The organism is Neisseria sp., assembly GCF_030527965.1.
Lineage (GTDB): Bacteria > Pseudomonadota > Gammaproteobacteria > Burkholderiales > Neisseriaceae > Neisseria.
Genome location: NZ_JAUMZU010000005.1, coordinates 100,137 through 117,774 on the forward strand (window position 1 = coordinate 100,137; position 17,638 = coordinate 117,774).

At 47.2% G+C, this 17,638-nt stretch carries 17 protein-coding genes and 1 tRNA gene; 4 read left to right on the forward strand and 14 right to left on the reverse strand.

What is annotated here, in order from left to right; genetic code table 11:
- Positions 1 to 51 precede the first annotated feature (51 nt).
- Positions 52 to 2,493 (forward strand): heavy metal translocating P-type ATPase, encoded by a 2,442-nt coding sequence (locus Q4A84_RS03625; protein WP_303087564.1) that lies wholly within the window; start codon positions 52 to 54, stop codon positions 2,491 to 2,493.
- A gap of 44 nt (positions 2,494 to 2,537) precedes the next feature.
- On the opposite strand, the gene Q4A84_RS03630 is transcribed toward Q4A84_RS03625, so the two are convergent.
- From Q4A84_RS03630 to Q4A84_RS03685, 12 genes are all read right to left on the reverse strand, one after another.
- Positions 2,538 to 2,819, reverse strand: coding sequence for a hypothetical protein (locus tag Q4A84_RS03630; RefSeq protein ID WP_303087565.1), 282 nt, complete (start codon positions 2,817 to 2,819; stop codon positions 2,538 to 2,540).
- A gap of 364 nt (positions 2,820 to 3,183) precedes the next feature.
- The gene (locus tag Q4A84_RS03635; protein WP_303087566.1) at positions 3,184 to 4,905 is read right to left on the reverse strand and encodes a DUF927 domain-containing protein; all 1,722 of its coding nucleotides are present in this window, start codon (positions 4,903 to 4,905) and stop codon (positions 3,184 to 3,186) included.
- Entirely contained in the window at positions 4,902 to 6,026 is a 1,125-nt protein-coding gene (locus Q4A84_RS03640; protein ID WP_303087567.1) for a toprim domain-containing protein, read from the reverse strand. Before Q4A84_RS03640 ends, Q4A84_RS03635 begins: the two co-directional genes overlap by 4 nt.
- 93 nt (positions 6,027 to 6,119) lie before the next feature.
- Positions 6,120 to 6,467 carry a hypothetical protein gene (locus Q4A84_RS03645; protein ID WP_303087568.1) on the reverse strand — a complete coding sequence of 116 codons (348 nt, stop codon included), beginning with the start codon at positions 6,465 to 6,467 and terminating at the stop codon, positions 6,120 to 6,122.
- 2 nt (positions 6,468 to 6,469) lie between these two features.
- Positions 6,470 to 6,745 (reverse strand): hypothetical protein, encoded by a 276-nt coding sequence (locus Q4A84_RS03650; protein WP_303087569.1) that lies wholly within the window; start codon positions 6,743 to 6,745, stop codon positions 6,470 to 6,472.
- Between the two features lie 590 nt (positions 6,746 to 7,335).
- On the reverse strand, positions 7,336 to 8,016 hold the full coding sequence (locus tag Q4A84_RS03655) for a KilA-N domain-containing protein (protein ID WP_303087570.1): 681 nt from the start codon (positions 8,014 to 8,016) through the stop codon (positions 7,336 to 7,338).
- On the reverse strand, positions 8,013 to 8,306 hold the full coding sequence (locus Q4A84_RS03660; RefSeq protein ID WP_303087571.1) for a helix-turn-helix domain-containing protein: 294 nt from the start codon (positions 8,304 to 8,306) through the stop codon (positions 8,013 to 8,015). The genes Q4A84_RS03655 and Q4A84_RS03660 overlap by 4 nt, the downstream gene beginning before the upstream one ends.
- Before the next feature lie 16 nt (positions 8,307 to 8,322).
- Positions 8,323 to 8,535: an AlpA family transcriptional regulator gene (locus Q4A84_RS03665; protein WP_303087572.1), complete on the reverse strand. Its 213-nt coding sequence runs from the start codon at positions 8,533 to 8,535 to the stop codon at positions 8,323 to 8,325.
- 127 nt (positions 8,536 to 8,662) lie between these two features.
- Positions 8,663 to 9,400 (reverse strand): hypothetical protein, encoded by a 738-nt coding sequence (locus tag Q4A84_RS03670; protein WP_303087573.1) that lies wholly within the window; start codon positions 9,398 to 9,400, stop codon positions 8,663 to 8,665.
- Between the two features lie 587 nt (positions 9,401 to 9,987).
- Complete coding sequence (locus Q4A84_RS03675) at positions 9,988 to 10,317, reverse strand: hypothetical protein (protein WP_303087574.1); 330 nt, start codon at positions 10,315 to 10,317, stop codon at positions 9,988 to 9,990.
- Positions 10,318 to 10,741: 424 nt separating this feature from the next.
- A complete protein-coding gene (locus Q4A84_RS03680) occupies positions 10,742 to 11,953 on the reverse strand; it encodes an integrase arm-type DNA-binding domain-containing protein (protein ID WP_303087575.1) in 1,212 nt (403 codons plus the stop codon).
- A gap of 269 nt (positions 11,954 to 12,222) precedes the next feature.
- Positions 12,223 to 12,307: transfer RNA gene (locus Q4A84_RS03685), tRNA-Leu, on the reverse strand.
- Between the two features lie 200 nt (positions 12,308 to 12,507).
- Here Q4A84_RS03685 and Q4A84_RS03690 point away from each other — a divergent pair.
- From Q4A84_RS03690 to Q4A84_RS03700, 3 genes are all read left to right on the forward strand, one after another.
- On the forward strand, positions 12,508 to 13,173 hold the full coding sequence (locus Q4A84_RS03690; protein WP_303087576.1) for a GAF domain-containing protein: 666 nt from the start codon (positions 12,508 to 12,510) through the stop codon (positions 13,171 to 13,173).
- A complete protein-coding gene (gene ribA, locus Q4A84_RS03695) occupies positions 13,173 to 13,763 on the forward strand; it encodes a GTP cyclohydrolase II (RefSeq protein WP_303087586.1) in 591 nt (196 codons plus the stop codon). Before Q4A84_RS03690 ends, ribA begins: the two co-directional genes overlap by 1 nt.
- 291 nt (positions 13,764 to 14,054) lie before the next feature.
- Positions 14,055 to 14,765, forward strand: a complete 711-nt coding sequence (locus tag Q4A84_RS03700) for an O-methyltransferase (RefSeq protein WP_303087577.1) — start codon at positions 14,055 to 14,057, stop codon at positions 14,763 to 14,765.
- 139 nt (positions 14,766 to 14,904) lie between these two features.
- On the opposite strand, the gene Q4A84_RS03705 is transcribed toward Q4A84_RS03700, so the two are convergent.
- Positions 14,905 to 16,764, reverse strand: a complete 1,860-nt coding sequence (locus Q4A84_RS03705) for a SurA N-terminal domain-containing protein (RefSeq protein WP_303087578.1) — start codon at positions 16,762 to 16,764, stop codon at positions 14,905 to 14,907.
- Positions 16,765 to 16,920: 156 nt separating this feature from the next.
- Positions 16,921 to 17,373 carry a ProQ/FINO family protein gene (locus Q4A84_RS03710; protein WP_303087579.1) on the reverse strand — a complete coding sequence of 151 codons (453 nt, stop codon included), beginning with the start codon at positions 17,371 to 17,373 and terminating at the stop codon, positions 16,921 to 16,923.
- Between the last annotated feature and the right edge of the window lie 265 nt (positions 17,374 to 17,638).

The window sequence follows — 17,638 nt, forward strand, 5'->3', positions numbered from 1 at the left end:
GTTATCGTATGAAACGGCTATTTTCTTAATGCTATTCTTGAAACGTCTATCATGACCCAATCCTGTTTCCATTGCGGATTACCCGTGCCAGAGGATGTTCATCTGCCCATCCATTATGAAAACCAAGAAGAACCCGCCTGTTGCGCAGGCTGCCAAGCGGTGGCGCAAAGCATCATTGATGCGGGCTTGGGCAATTATTACAAGCAGCGTACGGCAGAGGCGCAAAAGGCGGATCTGCCGCCGCAAGAGCTGCTCGATCAGCTCCGATTGTATGATTTGCCCGAAGTGCAGGCTGATTTTGTGGAAATGGATTCGGCAGACGGGCGCGAGGCTGTATTGATGCTCGGCGGCATTACCTGTGCGGCTTGCGTGTGGTTGATTGAGCAACAGCTTTTACGACTGGCCGGCGTGGTATCGGTTGAATTGAATTACAGTACGCAAAGGGTGCGCGTCAAATGGGATGAACGCAGAGTTAAGCTTTCGGATATTTTGTTACGTATTCGGAATACAGGCTATTCCGCCGCACCTTATGATGCGCAGAAAGTGGAAGAAACGGCGATTAAGGAGCGTAAAAAATCGCTGGCACGCTTGGCCGTGGCGGGTTTGTGCATGATGCAGACCATGATGTTCGCCATTCCGACCTATCTTTACGACAACATCGAGCCGCAATACCTGACAGTTTTGCATTGGGGCGCATTTCTGATGGTGCTGCCCGTAATATTCTATTCCGCGGTGCCGTTTTATCAGGGCGCATTGCGTGATGTGAGAAACCGCCGTACCGGCATGGATACGCCGGTGGCGCTGGCGATATTACTGGCGTTTTTAGGCAGTACTTACGCGTTGCTGTCGGGCGCTCGAAACAATATGTATTTTGAAGGCATCGCGATGTTTGCCTTCCTGCTTTTATTGGGGCGCTTTATGGAACAGGCGGCGCGGCGCAAGGCGGGCGACGCGGCCGAGCGACTGGTTAAGCTGGTGCCTGCTTTCTGCCATAAACTGCCTGCTTATCCTGCCGAAACGGTGCAAGAGGCGGCGGTGGCGCAGTTGAAGGAAGGCGATGTGATATTGGTGCGCGCGGGCGAAGTGATTCCGGTTGACGGCACAGTTTTGTTGGGCGAAAGCGAAGCCAACGAGGCCATGTTGACGGGGGAGAGTTTGCCGATAGCCAAACATGAAGGCGACCAAGTAACGGCGGGAACGCTTAACACGACCGGCCCGCTGGTTATCCGTGCCGACGAAGTCGGCAGCCGTACCCGTTTGGCACACATTGTGAAATTACTCGACAGGGCTTTGTCGCAGAAACCGCGTTTGGCGGAGCTGGCCGATAAATATGCCGCGAAATTCGTTTCCCGCATGTTGTTGGCTGCTGTGCTGGTGTTTGCCGTGTGGTGGTATTTTGCCGACGTGTATCAGGCATTATGGGTAACGGTTTCTTTATTGGTGATTACTTGCCCGTGCGCACTTTCGCTGGCCACGCCGACCGCCTTGGCCGTGTCGACGGGCAAATTGGCGGCAGGCGGTGTGCTGGTGGCTCGCGGTCATGCGCTGGAAGCTCTGGCGGAGGCAACCGATGTGGTGTTTGATAAAACCGGTACGTTGACCGAAGGTAATCTGTGGGTAGCCGAAACCATATTGTTGGGCGGCAAACATGTCGTTCAGGCAGCGCAGATGTTGGAAAGCCAGTCTGAGCACCCGATTGCACGGGCAATTATGAAGCTGCCGGTGACAGCGCCTGTTGAGATGACCGGCGAGCAACGGGTCAACCGCGTGGGGCATGGCGTGAGTGCGGTATTGAATATTTCGGGTAAGCGACAAATCTGGGCGATTGGCCGTCTTGAGTTTGTTGCGGAAATAGCCGGAACTTTGCCGGTTGAATACCGGAATATCGAGCACGATGGCACATTGATCGCTTTGGGAAACCAAGAGGGATTCGAGGCTTTGTTTTTCTTGAAAGATCAAGTAAAGGCTGGTGTGCCTGAAATGTTGGGGCGGTTAACGCAGCGGGGTATCGTGCCGCATATTCTGAGCGGCGACAGACAAGCAGCGGTAAATGCGTTGGCAAAGCAGCTTGAAATTACCCATACGTATGCCGAAGCAACGCCGGAAGACAAACTGGCTTACGTACAAACTTTGCAACGACAAGGCCGCAAGGTGCTGATGGTGGGCGACGGCATCAACGATGCGCCCGTGCTGGCAGCGGCAGACGTATCTGTGGCGGTGGCGGGAGGCGCCGATGTGGCGCGTGACGGTGCCGATGTGGTACTTTTAAATGAAGATATGGCCGTGTTACCCGAAATGCTGATGCAGGCAGTGCGTACCCGTGCCAATATCCGGCAGAATTTAGTATGGGCCAGCTTGTACAATATCGTTGCGATGCCGTTGGCGGCAGCGGGCTATGTAACGCCATGGATTGCGGCACTGGGCATGAGCAGCAGCTCTTTATTGGTTTTGATGAACGCTTTGAGACTGGGGCGACGGAGAGACTCAAACTAAACTATTAAATTATTGTTTATAAAGTAAATAAAATTTTATAAAAACTAAAGCACCAACAAAAGCACCAACATTTTAATGAAGTCATGCGCTTTCTTGGGGTGGTTTGTGGCTTTTGCGTTACTTAGCCGCGCGGCGGTTCGTTTTCTGCTCTGTGGTCGTGGTGCGGTGCCATCGGTTCGGCTGCGGTTTCGGATTTTCCCCGCCGTTTGCGGCGGTTTGGCCGTATGGCTGGCGGTTTTGTCGGTCAGGTGTTGAAAAAAGCGTATATATATAAAAAAACCTGCGGTTATGGCGGTTATGCGGTTATGAATCGCTGTAACCCTCATGGATAAAGGCTTTTCGCATAACCGCACACAATTTCCCTACTGGTTATGTGCGGTTATGATTATTGTCTTTACATTATAATTATTTGATTAAAAAGATATAACCGGCATAACCGCAGCATAACCGGTAAATTTATGTTAAGCGGTTATGCAAAGAAGCCCATGAATAAAGGCTTTCAGGGGTGTTTTTAATTGCATAACCGCTATAACCGCTAAAAAACAGATACGCGCATAAGTGTTTTCTGGAAAATTGGAAACAATGGAGTATTTTTTTTTTGCTTGATAGTTTCCCAATAAGAAACAATCAAAGAAAGTTATAAACCTGAATGCAATAAAAAACCGCCTGATTTAGGCGGCTGGTGTGTGGTTAGTTATTTTCCGGTGGCTCTATGCCTACCAAAACATAGAACCTGCCTTTCCCGTATCTTTGATGTCGCCATCGACTGCCTGAATTATTCCTTTTCAACCAGTTTACAGCGTGAAGCACGGTGCACGCTTTTTCTGTATCAAAGCTCTTGGCAATTTCATTTTCAAATACTGCTGGAATAATCCAAAATTCGTCATGCTCTGCCTTATCAGCACGCTTTCTATATCCTGCATGGTTGTGTTGTGTTCCGTCTATTGACCATGAAGTAAATCGTTGAGAATCGCCGTGCAACTGCATAAAATCCGTTGCCTGTTTGATTATCTGCATATCTTCCTGCTTTCCTGATCCGTTGCGTGCCAGCCATGTGTTAAAACAGTGCTTGATTCCGTCCATACCGACACCAACAGGCAAGCCTGTTATAGGTGCTGCTAGTTCTAAGGCGGCGGCTATCATGGCGAAGCGTTTCGCTACTCTGCGGGCTTGGCCGGATAATTCGGGCATGGTCTGCATAAATGCATCTATACGTTCCAGTGCCTTTGCCGGTGTGTCTGAATCAATCAGACGGATAAAAGCGCAGCCTGCTTCTCCATAGGTCTGTTCTGTTGCTTGTTGTAAATGCTCTGATAGTAAAGCCCCATTCTTGAAGTCGTGCAGAGTGTCGTAGATACCGTGCTGCGCTATTGCGGGAATAGATGGTAAGCGGGTAGCCTGTCCTGCGTGCCAGTCTGAAATGCCATTCAGTATCGAATCAGGTGTTTTTTCCCCAGTGCTCAATACCAACACACGCCATCGGCTTTGGTGGCGATTACCTCCTTCCTTGGCTCCTTGTGCTTTGTTGATGCCGTTCATAATGCCGTAAACAGTGCTGCTGATTACTTTAGGGGCTGCCTGTCCGATTTCGTCCAGCACCAGCAACCCATCATTGCGGGCTGCTGCCGTATTGGAAAATGCCAAGCCTGTGCCTTGCCATGTAATCAGGCTTTCCGATGGACGCCCCCATACGCTTAAAGCAATCTTTGCCGCTGTTGTTTTGCCGTCGGAGCTGTCGCCGTATAAATGAAAACCGCCTGATTCAGCATTGAGTAGAGAGAGTAGGGGAGCGGCAAAGGCTGTGCCTAGTGCGAGGCATATACGGCTGTTCCCCGCAGCATAACGGGCTATATTGTGTTGCCATTCTGCAAGGCTGCCTGATGCGGTATAAGCAGCTCCGTGGCTTTTATCGCCGTTATAAATAATCTTGGCCGTGCAGGTGTCAGGCTGAATCACTTCTCCATTAGGCAGGATATATGCGCCATCATGCCAACCTGCCTTGTCAGTTATGCTGTATCGTTCCTTGCTTCCTTCCGTTTGCAAATAATCTGCCAAACGTTCGCGCTTAATACGGCCTGAAAGAATGGTAATTCCCCATGACTGCAAACGTTGCCAACATGAATGGCTGCCAATTTCCGCCGATGGAATGACATCAATCCTTTTTTGCTGTGTGAATTTATCCCGATATTGAATCACACGGTAGTAATTGCCCGCAGCATCTGTTCCGCTACCGATAATGTCTATTGTGTCTGCCAGCCTTAATGGTTCGGCTTCCATACTTTCTCCGTCTGCGGTTTTTACGCCGATATAAAACACGCCTTTATCTGTGCAAGTGAAACGAGGTTTTACGGTAAAGGTTTCTACATCGGATAAATTAATGCGCTCAAAGGCTGGATTGCTGGTGTTTGTCATAGTTGTTTTCCTAATTTGAGTTGCTGCTCAATTTGATAAGCAGGGCGTTGTCTGCGGTTCAGTTCGTCTAATGCATCGCCTGCATAGTCGGGTTGCCAGATGCGCGTTTTAATACCCGCTTTAATGGCACGGATTGCTAAAGCATGGGCTGCTTCATAACCAATAGGGCGTGGCTCGTCATGATCGGCAACAATTAGCAGTTCTTTCAGGCAATCAGGGAAGAGAAACGTTTTCAAGCCGTTTGCGCTTAAACAGGCCCATGCAGGCAACCCGAATAGCTCATGAGCGGCAATAGCAGTTTCTATCCCTTCAGCCACAATCAGGCGGCCTTGTTGGTCTATGGGGAATAATTGCACCGCGTTTCCTATTAGGCTGCCCGGCAAGCGGCTGCGCATTTTCTTAGCAGGCAACGGTTGCCCTGTTTCAGGGTGTCGAATATTCAACTTTGCAAACGTGTTTGCTGGTAGATTCTTAGCCCTGAACGTTGAACGGGCAGCTTTGAGATAAGTCAGATGCAGGCCTTGCAGTTGGCCGTCTAAGCTGAAAACGGCAGCAATCATGGCGGGAAAATGACCGATACATTTCAATCCGCTGTCTGTAATCTGTACCCAGTAGGGGGCTTCAGGTTGAAAGCGTAGCATTGATGAAATACCCGCCTGCACAAATAACCCCCTGCTGCGTAAATAGGCTGTAACTGCGTCAGAATCACTTACAGGCACGCTTTTATCCCAAAGTAAGGTTAAGGCGGCTTGATGGTCTTGGGCGCGTTCTGTGCTCGTTTTAGGCGGTATGTTGGAGGCAATCTTTTCAGGCTGATTTTGTTGGGCCGGTATTAAGCCAAGCAATGAGGCCACTTGATTTACAGATTCCGTAAAGGTGTAACCAAACACCAGCATGAGCAAATCAAAACCGCTTCCGCCTTGTGGTGTGCATTGATTGCAGATAAAGCCGCCGTTGCCTTGATAGTCGGTATATCTGAAACGGTCTTTACCCCCGCAGTAAGGGCAAGGCTGGTGTTTGTGGGTATCGAGTAGGTTGCGTGGCAAACCTAACGCAGCATGAATATCAGTCCAACGGCCATGCGCTAATGTTTTGACTGTGTTTAAATCAGGCTTATACATGTTTGATTCTCCCGTTGAAATCAGAAACGTAAGGCTGCAACTATCCGACCGGTGGGTTTCGACGCACCGGGCAGATGTTGTTTTCAAGGGGGATTATTCAGATGCTTTTTCGCAACACGATAAGTCGCTGTATATTTCTGATAATGCAACCATCAAGCCGCCAACAGTGGTGTTTAAGTCCAATATAAAGCGGTTAATGTCTTCAGATTCGATACGGTTGATTGTGTCAACATGGTTATGGGCCTCTACCAATCTGCCCGCAGTTTCTAAAATATTGCCGAGCGTAACGATAGAGCCATCTATGCTAAGCTGGAGGCGCCATTTATCTTTCTCACTAAGGTTTTCCATATTGGACAAAACATGATAGTTGCTAAGCACATCAGGGAGGCAGGCATAAAATCTGGTGTTGAGTTTTGCGGTGTGATGATTCTGCTGATTCATGATTATTCTCCTCTAGTTTTACCTAGCATGTTGAAAATATCAGAAGCCAGAGAATCAGCGTCCCATACCGCGGGTTGCTCCGATTGTTCGGCAATAATTCGTAGTAGTACCAATGCGTTATGGCAGTCTCCATTTTCTAGCAGGGTAGAGGCTACGGCAGCCATTTGTCCGGCATGTCGGGAAAATTCGTGCAGGCTGAACAAGGTTCCGCTAATACCCGATAGAGTGGCGGTATCAATAGTTTTGAAGGATTGGTTTTGAAGATTTGAATTTGCCATGATTGGCTCCATTGGTTCTTGAGATTTGAGAATGCCCGTTAGGGGGCGGTGCTCTCTCTGGTACCAATGACACCAGCCTGCGCCTTGCGGTTGGCAGACACCGCCATAGCTTGATACTTCCTGAATGTACAAAATACGTTCAGGCCGTCTGAAAGAATGGCGATAAAAAATCAGCGTTTACCCTGCTGATTTGGGCATTGGTGTTTTTTGAGAGAGAACCTAAAATTTAATTCTCAAGGCTCGTTATGTCAAAGGGTTTGTGCGGTAAAAAACGCAATTCTCTGAAAAGTAAGCGGATTAATTTGACGTATTTGCCGCCTGATACCGTCTGATAGCGTTTTTTACTCGTGCGCGTACGCGTAATGCTCTGAAAATTCCCAATTTCCTGTCGTGCAAAAGGCTGTTTAGGCGGGTGTTTCGGGCTACCGCCGTTCGGCCAGTATGACAAAACCGAACATTTGCCAAGTTTTGCAGCATGGCTTTTAGCGGGCGGCAAGGGAGCAAAAACGGCGTTTGACGGTATTTCTCCGTTTTGTCCTTGCTACCTATTTCCAATACCAAAACGCGCTTAAAACGCAAATTCAGGGCTTTTATGCTATGGCTGCCTGAAACTTTGCCCGTTCGTCTGCCGCACGTTCAAATAATAATGCCTTGCGCTTCTCATAAGACAAGCCTTGCCCGATTAAAGCGGCATTGCGGGCTTCCAAACGTATCAACATGGTAAGGGCTGCCTTATCTAAGCGATCGCGTTCTATTGGCTTGAATTGCCCTGTTAAAGCAGCATTGCACAATAGGGCTTCATTACTGTAGTGATAGGACTTGGCGTCTTTGCCTTCGGCTTGGCGGGTGCTCTGTATAATTTCCGCCATGACCTGAAAACCTAATTTGCTTTCAGCCCGCGCTGTGTGCCAGTCTTTACCGTTGGCAATCAGAGTTTCTATTTGTTTGTCGCACCATAGGGCAAAATCAATATCACACCAGCGGGCAAAGGCTACAGCTAGCTTGGGGTGCAGCCAAGTGCCTTGTATTTCAGGCTGCGATAAATCGCCGCCTTTCTTGGTTTTGACGAAGTGGGATTTTCTCACTTCGCTTTTACCTTGTTTTCCCGCTTCGCGTTTGCAAAGGGCTTGAATGTAGCGCTCGGTTTCGGGCAGTCGTAACCAGTCGATAGGCCGCCTGCCGAACATGGCTGCTATCTGGGTAGCGTTAAACCATGCCTCATGCGTGGCAGAGACAGCCAAGCCTTGATAATCCAATGATAAAGTTTTCATACTGAGTCCTTTCCCTGTATCAGCCGGTAACGCCCGCGCTTTACGGTCTGTCCGTATTGGTTTTTGATGTTTTCCATTGTGCAGGTAATGTTGTGCCCCGACAGCCGCAATTCGTGAATGCGGGCATTGCATCCCATAATGCCCATTTGGTGCATGTCGTAAGCGGTCAGCGTTCTGCCTGATTTCAACACGGCCAAAATGCGCTCGTTTTGTGATGGTGGTGTAGAATGGCGGCTCTGTGTGTGGCCGTCTGAAATGTCTTGTGTGTTTCGGGCGGTTTCTTTTTGCATGGTGTTTCTCCCCCTGTTAAATGCGATGCTCTGCCAGTCGATTAATGTAGGCGCTGATTTCGCTTGCTTTGAATCCTACTGCCCGCTCGGACAATTTAAACGGGCGTGGCATATCAGGGTCAAAGCGGCGGTTTTTCGGGTCTAGCCTGTACCAAAGGGTAGCCAGTGAGATACCCAATGCGGCGGCGGCCTGTTTGGGGCGGTAAATGGTTTCGTTGGCTGGCTTCATTGCTTACCTTTCTGCCCTGTTGGGCGTTGTTGGATTACAGGCAAAAAGATACCGCCCTCGTAGGGCGGCTTCAGTACAATTAGATTTTTTTTAATCTAATCAGTTTTCTTGTTGGATTGCGAAAAATCTAATTAGATTTTTTTGTTTGGTTCGCTTCCGCAAATTTGGCGCGCAAATTACTTTCAGATAGGCCATAGCTGCTAAATTCGTTGCTTAGATAATCAATAACAGCGGCTTGGTTGTTAAATGTGCCCTTATCCGTCAAAGTTACTTTCAAGGCGTAAACGATATTCAACAATGCGGTGCGGTCGTCGATTTGTTTTTTTATCCCTGTCAGATTTTGGTTTTCAGCTTCCAGCTGTTGGTTCTTGTCTTTCAGTCTTTCAATCTCTGCTTTCAATTCGTCTATTTTGGCACGGGCTGCTGCGGTATCGGGTTTTGACTGTATCGGGGTCGGTTGATTTAATTCAGGCAGTCCAGATTCTTTAAGAAAAGCATTAACTGCCTCTTTCCCCAAGTATATATTTTGATAATCATTGTATTCTGTCCAGTTGGGATTATCATCACTACAGCCATAATCAAAACAGTCGTATGTCGCCACAAATCTTAAAAAATGAAAGAAAGGCTTCCCGTCTTTTGTTTTTGTCGGAACAAACCGCTCCGTCATGTCTTTTTCGAAAGGATTCTCATCAACATACTCAAAAGGTATATCTAATCGATGTTCTTCATATTTCCGCAATAAATATTTTGCCGTATCGGCAAGGCTCGGTGTTTCTGTATCCAGCGACTGTACAAAAAGAACAATGTCATTCAGCAAGATATATTTATCATGCTCTGCCTTAAGAGTGTCGGCAATAAATCCCATTTCTTAAATCCAATCTTTCAGACGACCTTAAACAGGTTACGCAGTTGCGCCCCGTTTGTTTAAAATCGGCCGTGTTGCGTGTTACCAAAATCAAGCGGTGCTGTATTTGCCGCTATCCATGAATCGTTTTCCGGTGCTTTGTCGGGAATGTGCAGGCGGCCTGTGCAAACCAATCAAACAGGCTTTTAGACGGCTTGCGGATCAGCTTTTTATAGTCGGCATAGCTCAAGGGTGCATGCGCGTTTAACCTTAGCATACGATAACAATCTACTACTCCTGCTTCGCCATAGCTCAAGAGTACATGTGCGGGCTTACCCATGTTGGTAATGATTACGGGGGTTTTTCTGCCTGTCGCTGTACGCGGTTGGTGTGCTGGTTAAATTCCCTGCTTTAATGTTGCTATTCATTATACTGTATCAGACGTTGTTAGATGATACGGATATTGACAGGTATGAAAAAAGCCCGCTCATCGGCTGGCATTTCGGAAGAATGAATATCCATTGGCGAAACCATAAATTCACAACAGAAAACCGCCCTGTAGCGGGGCGGTTTTAGACGGCATTAAGGGGCTTTGTGGCGGCTCGTGATTATGCGGCGTGTGTTTTTACTTGTTGTTGCTTTTCCCGCTCTTCAAGTGTGCTGCGGATTAGTTCGTTTGCCAACATTTTCTGCTCACTCTCGATAAACCGCGCCAAAATCTGCTTAATCAAAGGCTGATAGCCGATGCCATGTAAAGCAGCAATGGCTTTCAAGTCGTCAATCATGCCTTGTTGTAGCCGTATCGAAATAGGTTTCAGGCCTAAAGCCGCATCCATTTCTTCGCCTGTAACGGCTGATTTTCTTGCAAAGGTTTCATCTGCGCCAAGTTCTCGGCTTTCCCATTGTGCCAAGTCTTCGTAAAATTTTTCGGTTTCCATGATGTCTTTCCTTATGCAAATTTATTATAAATACGGATTTCTTCACTGTTGGGCTCATACGCTGTTTTTAAAATAATGCGATTGTTCCGGCTGTCGTGAATAAATACTATTTTCAGCCGCCTGCCTCTATTGGTCTCTGCGATAAACCATAAGGTAGGCGGTATGGTTTGGTTTTCCGCCCTGCTGTCTTCCAGCAGGCCTTTTTCTTTGTTGCTGAAGGCTTCTGTTATTTCATTTTCGCTTACTTGATGTCTGGTAAGCAGCTTCGCCCTTATTGCTTCAGATATGTATAACATAGCAAGGTAATATGATTTGTATATACAAATAGTAAATTAAAGACTGATAATGCGCAATAAGATTTACTAAATGCAACAAAAATATCATCGGTGGGCCAGTGTTTGTATTTGCAGACGGCCTCTTCTCGTTACCCTGCGTCAATCAAGGCTTTGGCCTGTTCGTACCGCTCTCGCAAAAAGTCGGCATACCAAGCCATCATTTTGCGTCGCTCGTCCATATAGTCGGCGCGGTTGTAGGCGGCTCTGATTCGGTTCTCTTCGATGTGGGCTAATTGCCGCTCTATCGCGTCAGGGTTAAAGCCTTGTTCGTTCAATATGCTGCTTGCCAAGCTGCGAAAACCGTGTGGCGTGGCTACGCCTTTGTAGCCCATGTTGTTGATGATTTTGCTTGCGGTGTTTTCGCTGATGTAGCTGTTTGCGCTTTGACGGCTCGGGAACATAAACCGCCCGCTGCCTGTTATAGTATTCAGCTCGGACAGCAGTTCAAGCGTCCAATCGGCCAGCGGTATGACGTGTAGGCGTGGGCGTTTCATGCGGTGGGCTGGGATTGTCCATATTTTGTTCTCTCGGTCGATTTCGTTCCACTCGCCGCCGCGTATCTCGGTATTGCGTGCAAAGCAAAGCATAATCAGTAAAATGCAAATGCGGTTTTGTGGTTTGATGTCAGCCAATATCAAACGGCGGAAAAACTCTACAAGCTCAGTTTCGGGCAAGGCGGCCATGTGCGCGGCTTCGCGCTTCGGTAAAAATCTAGTCAATACAGCGGCAGGGTTGTTCTCGTTAATTTCAAGCATTGCGCCGTATTTGAATACCGCGCCTATCCATTGCCGCAATTTCTCGGCGGTTTCTACAGTGCCGCCGCTTGCTTTCAGGCTGATTAGCTCTTTAATGTGGTTGACGCGAATTTCATTAATCGGCATTGCGCCGATATAGGGGAAAATGTCTGTTTCAAAATACCGCAAAACGCGCTTTGCATGATCGGGCTTCCAGCGGTGCAGGTTATCGGTGTGCCAGCGGCAAGCAATGGCTGAAAAGGTGTTCTGTTCGGCTACTTTGCGGGCTTGCTTTGCTTCCTGTTTGGCCGTGCTGGGGTTAATGCCGTTGGCTAAATCGTTACGAGCCTGTTGGTGCTTTAGTCTTGCTTCGGCTAAAGAAATATCTGGATACTTACCAAACCGTAATGTTTGCTGTTTGCCGTTGAAACGGTAGTTGTAAACAAAATATTTTGTTCCGCCGCGCGTAGCGGGATTGATAACCAAAGCAAGGCCTCCGCCGTCTGAAAGTGTCTGTTTCTTTTCGGAGGCTTTGGTGCGCTTAATCTGTAAATCGTTTAGCGGCATGATGGTGTTGGTGCTTTTTGTGTTTCAAAGAGATTTGCTCAAGGCTTTGTATGGCGCGGTTTTGCGCTGATAGTGTTGGTGCTTTTGAGGGGATTTTGCCATGAACCAACAAAAGCACCAACATTTTTAGGTTGTTTTTATTATGCGGTATTAGATGGAGTTAAACGACAGGAAAAGGATGAATCAGGCGGAAGGCCTTTTTTTACTTGGGTTTGGTTTACGGTATTAGACGGCATTAAATAAAAAAATAACCCCTGTAAGGGGTTGGGTGGTGCGGACGGAGAGACTCGAACTCTCACACCTCTCGGCGCCAGAACCTAAATCTGGTGCGTCTACCAATTTCGCCACGTCCGCTAGAAATGAGCGAGCAATTATACGGATAAACAGGAAAAATGGAAATGCCTGTCTGAAATATTTTTTCAGACAGGCATTGAAAAAGCTATAATGAGCGCTGATTTTAAATAATATGCTGAAACCGTTCGCGTTGAGATTCGGGCGGTTTTTTATTGGTTGGTCAATAGCTTAAGTATATATAAATAATCAAGAGGAAAAGTATGTCTAACGATTTAGCGGTGCGGGATTATCTGAAAACACAGGGCCTGAAACTGCCTGCAGACGAAGTGCTTGTGGCGAAAATGGTGGCGCAGGCCGTAATGGCTTCAGGCCAAGCGGCGATGGAACGTAATGTGTTGTGGTATGCCAATGAAGAGGCGGTATTGTCGGAGCACATTGATCAAAACGAATCGAATGAAGCAGCCTTGAGGCAGATTTTTATGGCGCTGGATTCGATATTTGAGCGCTCTGAAGCCAAAAGTGCGGCGGTTTACGGGCTGATGCAGGGTAAAGAGCCTTTTTTGTTGCGTTTGGCGCAACAAGGGACGGTTATGGAGCAGCGGATGGCGGTGGACGATGAGAATACTTGGTCTTACTTGGCTGTTCGGTCGGCTCAAACCGGTTGGCTTAATATTGCCGATGATGTGGCGAAGTGGCTGGAAATGGCAGAGTTGAAAGGCGCCCATCACAACCGAAGCCAAAGTCAAATGTCGTTGCCTATCTGTTTATTGAACGGGCGCGTGTTGGGCGTGTTGCATGTGGAGGCTGAATCGAAACATGCGTTTGATGAAACAGAACAGGCCTTGTGGGTTGGGCTGGCGCTGGCTTTGGCTGAGCCAATGCAGGTCGTGTTCGGTGCGAGTGATGCGGCAGAAGAGGGGGCGTGATTGTGGAGAAGCTCAAGTTTGTAGCATCTTGCCGTTTGCCGACCCAATGGGGCGTGTTTACGATGTATGGCTTTGAGGAAGCAGAGGGGCAGGAGCATGCGGCCTTGGTAATGGGGGATTTGGGAGACGGAGAGGCCGTGCTAGCCCGCATACATTCGGAATGCTTGACCGGCGATGCTTTGTTTTCAATAAAATGCGATTGCGGGCCGCAACTGGAAGCGGCGATGCAGGCGGTGCAAAGTGCCGGGCGCGGAGTAATCGTGTATTTGAGGCAAGAAGGCCGCGGCATCGGCCTGATTAATAAAATTCGCGCGTATCATTTGCAAGATCAGGGTATGGATACGGTGGAAGCAAACGTAGCCTTGGGGCTGCCGATAGATGCCCGTGATTTTACTTTGGCACGAGATATATTCGCTCATTTGGGCGTTAAAAGCATCAGATTGTTAACGAATAATCCGCAGAAGATTTCGGTTTTGGAACGCGCGGGAATTCAAGTGGTTGAGCGGGTGCCGTTGCAAGTGGGTGAAAATGCAGAAAATGAAAATTATTTAAGTACGAAGGCGGAAAAATTAGGGCATTTTCTGAAATAGATTGCTTTGCTTAAAATGCCTGTCTGAAAATAGAGCGGATAAACCGGAAATTCCATAGGGTGGAATAGTACGGTTTTTTTATGGGCGTTAGTTTGCATGAGGCGATGAAGCCCGGTATGTTTTTTAGAAGGGTTGGAATATTAGATTCTTTAATCTGTGTTTATTGTTCAATAATATTGCTGAATGAATCTTAATTATTAGAATAAGATTGCTTATATAGGTTGATAATTCAAGAGTCATAAGTTAAGCTGGCTTAACCAAGTATGGTTTGAATCATTGTAGGAGTCTCGCATGGCAAAATTAAAGCCGGAAATGTTTGCTTTTCTACATGAACTGCAAGCGGAAGCTACGTTGTGGCGTCTTTATGAAGAAACGCTCAAGCAAAGCGGCCGTATTTTTTTGCACTTTCTGCCTAAAATTTTTCATCTTATGGGTAAAGGCATTAATTGGCGCGATGAAAACGAATGCTTTTATGAGGACAAATACATTCCTATTGATCCGCGGCAAGGGGCTTTTCTCTATATGCAGGCGATGGCAACCGGCGCTCGAAATATTGTTGAGTTCGGAACTTCCTACGGGATATCTACGCTTTATCTTGCGGCAGCGGCTAAACGTAATGGCGGCAAGGTAATTACATGCGAATATTTGCCACATAAAGCGGAAGCAGCGCGCCGCCATTTTGCTGAAGCGGGGTTGTCTGACTTTATTGAGTTGCGCGAAGGCGATGCATTGCAAACGCTGCAAGAACTTGATATTGCGCCAGACTTTGTTTTGTTAGATGGGTGGCCGAACCTTGTTTATCCGGTATTTCAAATTTTGGAACCTCGTTTGGCAGATGGCGCGGTTATTGCTGTTGATGATGTGGCAGGCTTTCAGCCGTCTATGCAGGATTATTTGGATTACATACGAAATCCTGCCAACGGCTATGTTTCTGCAACGTTACATCCCGGCAAGGCTATGGAATACAGTGTGAAACGCCATGTTTCAGACGTAAGCGGATAACGGCGTTCTGTGCATTCAGCAACGGCGGCTATGTTAGAAGTTAAGATAAAGAATAACCGGCATTAAGCTTTCATGAATAAGCTTAATGCCGGTTATATGTTATGAGCTGACTTTCAGACAGGCATTGTCTTTACAAAAATCAAGGTGCATCTTGCTCGCTCTTATCCAACTTTTGAGAGCCTTGCTTTTGTTTGATTTCATGTTGAAGGTAACGCATCAGCGCTTCAAATACATCGGCATTCATACTCTGAGCCAAAGCAGTGCGTGCTTGGAGCAATTGCTCATCTACGTTTTCAGGCGCTTCGATTGCTTGAACTTCAATCAATACGGGCTGCGGCAGGTTTTCGGCCAGCAAATAAGACGGCTTGTCTTTTTGAGGTTTTGCTTTCAGCAAAGCGGCCACATCCTCCGGAGCGAAGATTCGGCCCGCATTGGCACGGTCTAGCTTCTGAACGGGCGACCATTGAATATCGGTTTTTTCACCTGTTTTTAAGTCAGCCAAAGTTTGTTTCGCTTTATCCAAAGCAAGCTTTCTGGCATTTTCTGCAATATAGGCAGATTTGACTTGTTCTTTCACGGCATCAAAAGATTCTGTTGTCTGCTGGCGCACATCGGTTACCCGAACGACAGCAAGCGCCCCGTTACTCATGGCAATCGGTTCTGAATTATGCTTATTCTTTAAAGCTTCGTCACTGAATAATGCCGCGGCCATCTGGGGAGAGCCCATATTTTGGGTTTCGCGTTCGGCTTCGGCTTTGTTTATCCATTGGTCGACGGAATGAAGTTTTATTCCCAGCTTTTCCGCTACTTTAGCTAAATCGTTCGGATTTTCGAAAGCCAAAGTTTCCAATTGTTCGCGTGCTTTCGGGAAGGCCTGTTGCGCTTTTTTCAGTTTGATTTCTGCTTCAAGTAAAGCGCGATCCTGTTCAAAATTCGGTTTTTCACGGATATCATTAAGTTTGATAATGTGATAACCGTATTCGGCTGCTACCGGATCGCTGACTTGGCCTTTCTGCATGGCAAATGCGGCATCTTCAAAAGCTTTTGGCAATTGACCGCTTTTTTGTATAAAACCTAAGTCGCCGCCTTTGGCAGCAGTAGCTTCGTCGGCAGAATATTTTTGCGCCAATTCGGTGAATTTGCCGGGATTGGCTTTAGCCTCTGCCGCTACTTTTGACGCCAGCTCCCGATTGGCCTTTTGCTCGGCTTCCGTATTGCCCAAAGGGATTAAGATATGCTGCACGGAACGGCGCGATTTCCCCTCGTTGGCAGATTGCTGGAAAGCAGCTTTCAGTTCGTCTTCGGTAACAGTTTGCTTGGCGGCAAGATCCTGAGGCGTTAAGGCAATATATTGGAATTTTACCGCCAGCGGCAACTCATAATTTTTTTTATTGGATTCGTAGTAACTTTTTAGCGCTGCGTCATCAACGCTCACTTTGTTGAAGAAGGCCTCCGGATTAATGACCGACATGCGAACCCGTCGTGTAGATTGGACTAATCCGATAAGTTGCTTAGCCTGCGCATCGCTGATGATAATGCCATCTCGCCCTAGGTTTTCCAGATTGGCCAAGGCCATAGAGGTGCGTTCTTCTTCAACTAAACGGTCTTCCGTTAGGCCGGATTGTTTTAAATAGTCATTAAATTTAGCCTGGCTGAATTTGCCGTTTTCTTGAAATATCGGTGCGTTGGCAATTTGCCTTTTCAGAGATTCCATCGACACACTGATGCCCATCATGCGGGCACCTTCGGTCAAGTATGCGCGTTGCAATAGACCTTGAAATACGCTTGTTTGCGTAGCGCCCGAATTGCCGTTTTGCTGCATATTGCGCAGAAACTGGTTGACCTGTTCCTCGCTGATTTTTTGGTCGCCGATTTCGACAAGGTAATTTGACGAACCGCCCGAAACGACAGTATTGGCGCCGAAACCGATAAAGGTAACGGCAATCAAGCCTAATATGATTTTTGCAGGGCCGCTGTATTTTTCTACGGTAGAAAACATAGTGATAAGAAAGAAATGAAAGATGGCATCGTAACGTGTTGCACTATTTTACATATGAACGCCAAAATGGATTAAATCGGCAACTTTACAAATCATACGGTTGAGAACAGGATTCTTTATGATTTTTGTAAGGTTACCTTCGATTGAATATCAGTATTATTTTGCTGTTTCGCTGCCTTGAACCGATACATCTACGTTTTGTTCTTGGTTATTTTGCTCGGCTTTTTCGGCAGACTCCGCTTTTTTTGCAGCCAGTCGTTCAAGAGATTCTTTTACGGCAGGGTTTTGGGCGGCAATTTGCTGTTCTTCGGGCGTTACTTCGCCTTTGAAACGATTGTTCAAATCAAAACGTTTTCCGCCTTTGGCCAATGCTTTCAAATAGCGCGGGCGGCGGCAGTGGTTGGCCAGTACACGGGCAATCAGCGACGGATCATATTGTGGCATCGCCGCTGCTAAATCTTGGTCGATTCCGACGGCCAGCGGTTTGAAACGTTTGAACACATCGTATTTTCCGTAGATATGATCGGCAATCATATCAGTTTGTTTCTTTTTGCTCATGGTTTGCACGGCAGTTTTCAATGCTGCGCCCAAAGCGGTTTCTTGGGTCATTTCCGTTTCCTATGTTGGAACAATCATGTTGTTATTGTTAAAAACGAGTAGCTTCTTAACAACCTGTGGGTAGCGGGCCGCTAAAACGATTTTGGAATCAGTCGGCATTTTAGCTGAAAAGCGGAAATTTCGCTAATCCGGTAGTGTGCCTCTGTCTGAAAAATAAATGCCTGTCTGAAACAACAGGCATTTATTTTTCAGACAGGCATTTATTTTGGGGCTGTCCTAGATAACTAGTACAAATCATGCTTTACTAATTGTTTTA

Coding starts and splice junctions, on each gene's coding strand:
- Q4A84_RS03625 (WP_303087564.1), top strand. CDS start 52: ATGACCCAATCCTGTTTCCATTGCGGATTACCCGTGCCAGAGGATGTT.
- Q4A84_RS03630 (WP_303087565.1), bottom strand. CDS start 2,819: ATGAGGGTTACAGCGATTCATAACCGCATAACCGCCATAACCGCAGGT.
- Q4A84_RS03635 (WP_303087566.1), bottom strand. CDS start 4,905: ATGACAAACACCAGCAATCCAGCCTTTGAGCGCATTAATTTATCCGAT.
- Q4A84_RS03640 (WP_303087567.1), bottom strand. CDS start 6,026: ATGTATAAGCCTGATTTAAACACAGTCAAAACATTAGCGCATGGCCGT.
- Q4A84_RS03645 (WP_303087568.1), bottom strand. CDS start 6,467: ATGAATCAGCAGAATCATCACACCGCAAAACTCAACACCAGATTTTAT.
- Q4A84_RS03650 (WP_303087569.1), bottom strand. CDS start 6,745: ATGGCAAATTCAAATCTTCAAAACCAATCCTTCAAAACTATTGATACC.
- Q4A84_RS03655 (WP_303087570.1), bottom strand. CDS start 8,016: ATGAAAACTTTATCATTGGATTATCAAGGCTTGGCTGTCTCTGCCACG.
- Q4A84_RS03660 (WP_303087571.1), bottom strand. CDS start 8,306: ATGCAAAAAGAAACCGCCCGAAACACACAAGACATTTCAGACGGCCAC.
- Q4A84_RS03665 (WP_303087572.1), bottom strand. CDS start 8,535: ATGAAGCCAGCCAACGAAACCATTTACCGCCCCAAACAGGCCGCCGCC.
- Q4A84_RS03670 (WP_303087573.1), bottom strand. CDS start 9,400: ATGGGATTTATTGCCGACACTCTTAAGGCAGAGCATGATAAATATATC.
- Q4A84_RS03675 (WP_303087574.1), bottom strand. CDS start 10,317: ATGGAAACCGAAAAATTTTACGAAGACTTGGCACAATGGGAAAGCCGA.
- Q4A84_RS03680 (WP_303087575.1), bottom strand. CDS start 11,953: ATGCCGCTAAACGATTTACAGATTAAGCGCACCAAAGCCTCCGAAAAG.
- Q4A84_RS03690 (WP_303087576.1), top strand. CDS start 12,508: ATGTCTAACGATTTAGCGGTGCGGGATTATCTGAAAACACAGGGCCTG.
- Q4A84_RS03700 (WP_303087577.1), top strand. CDS start 14,055: ATGGCAAAATTAAAGCCGGAAATGTTTGCTTTTCTACATGAACTGCAA.
- Q4A84_RS03705 (WP_303087578.1), bottom strand. CDS start 16,764: ATGTTTTCTACCGTAGAAAAATACAGCGGCCCTGCAAAAATCATATTA.
- Q4A84_RS03710 (WP_303087579.1), bottom strand. CDS start 17,373: ATGACCCAAGAAACCGCTTTGGGCGCAGCATTGAAAACTGCCGTGCAA.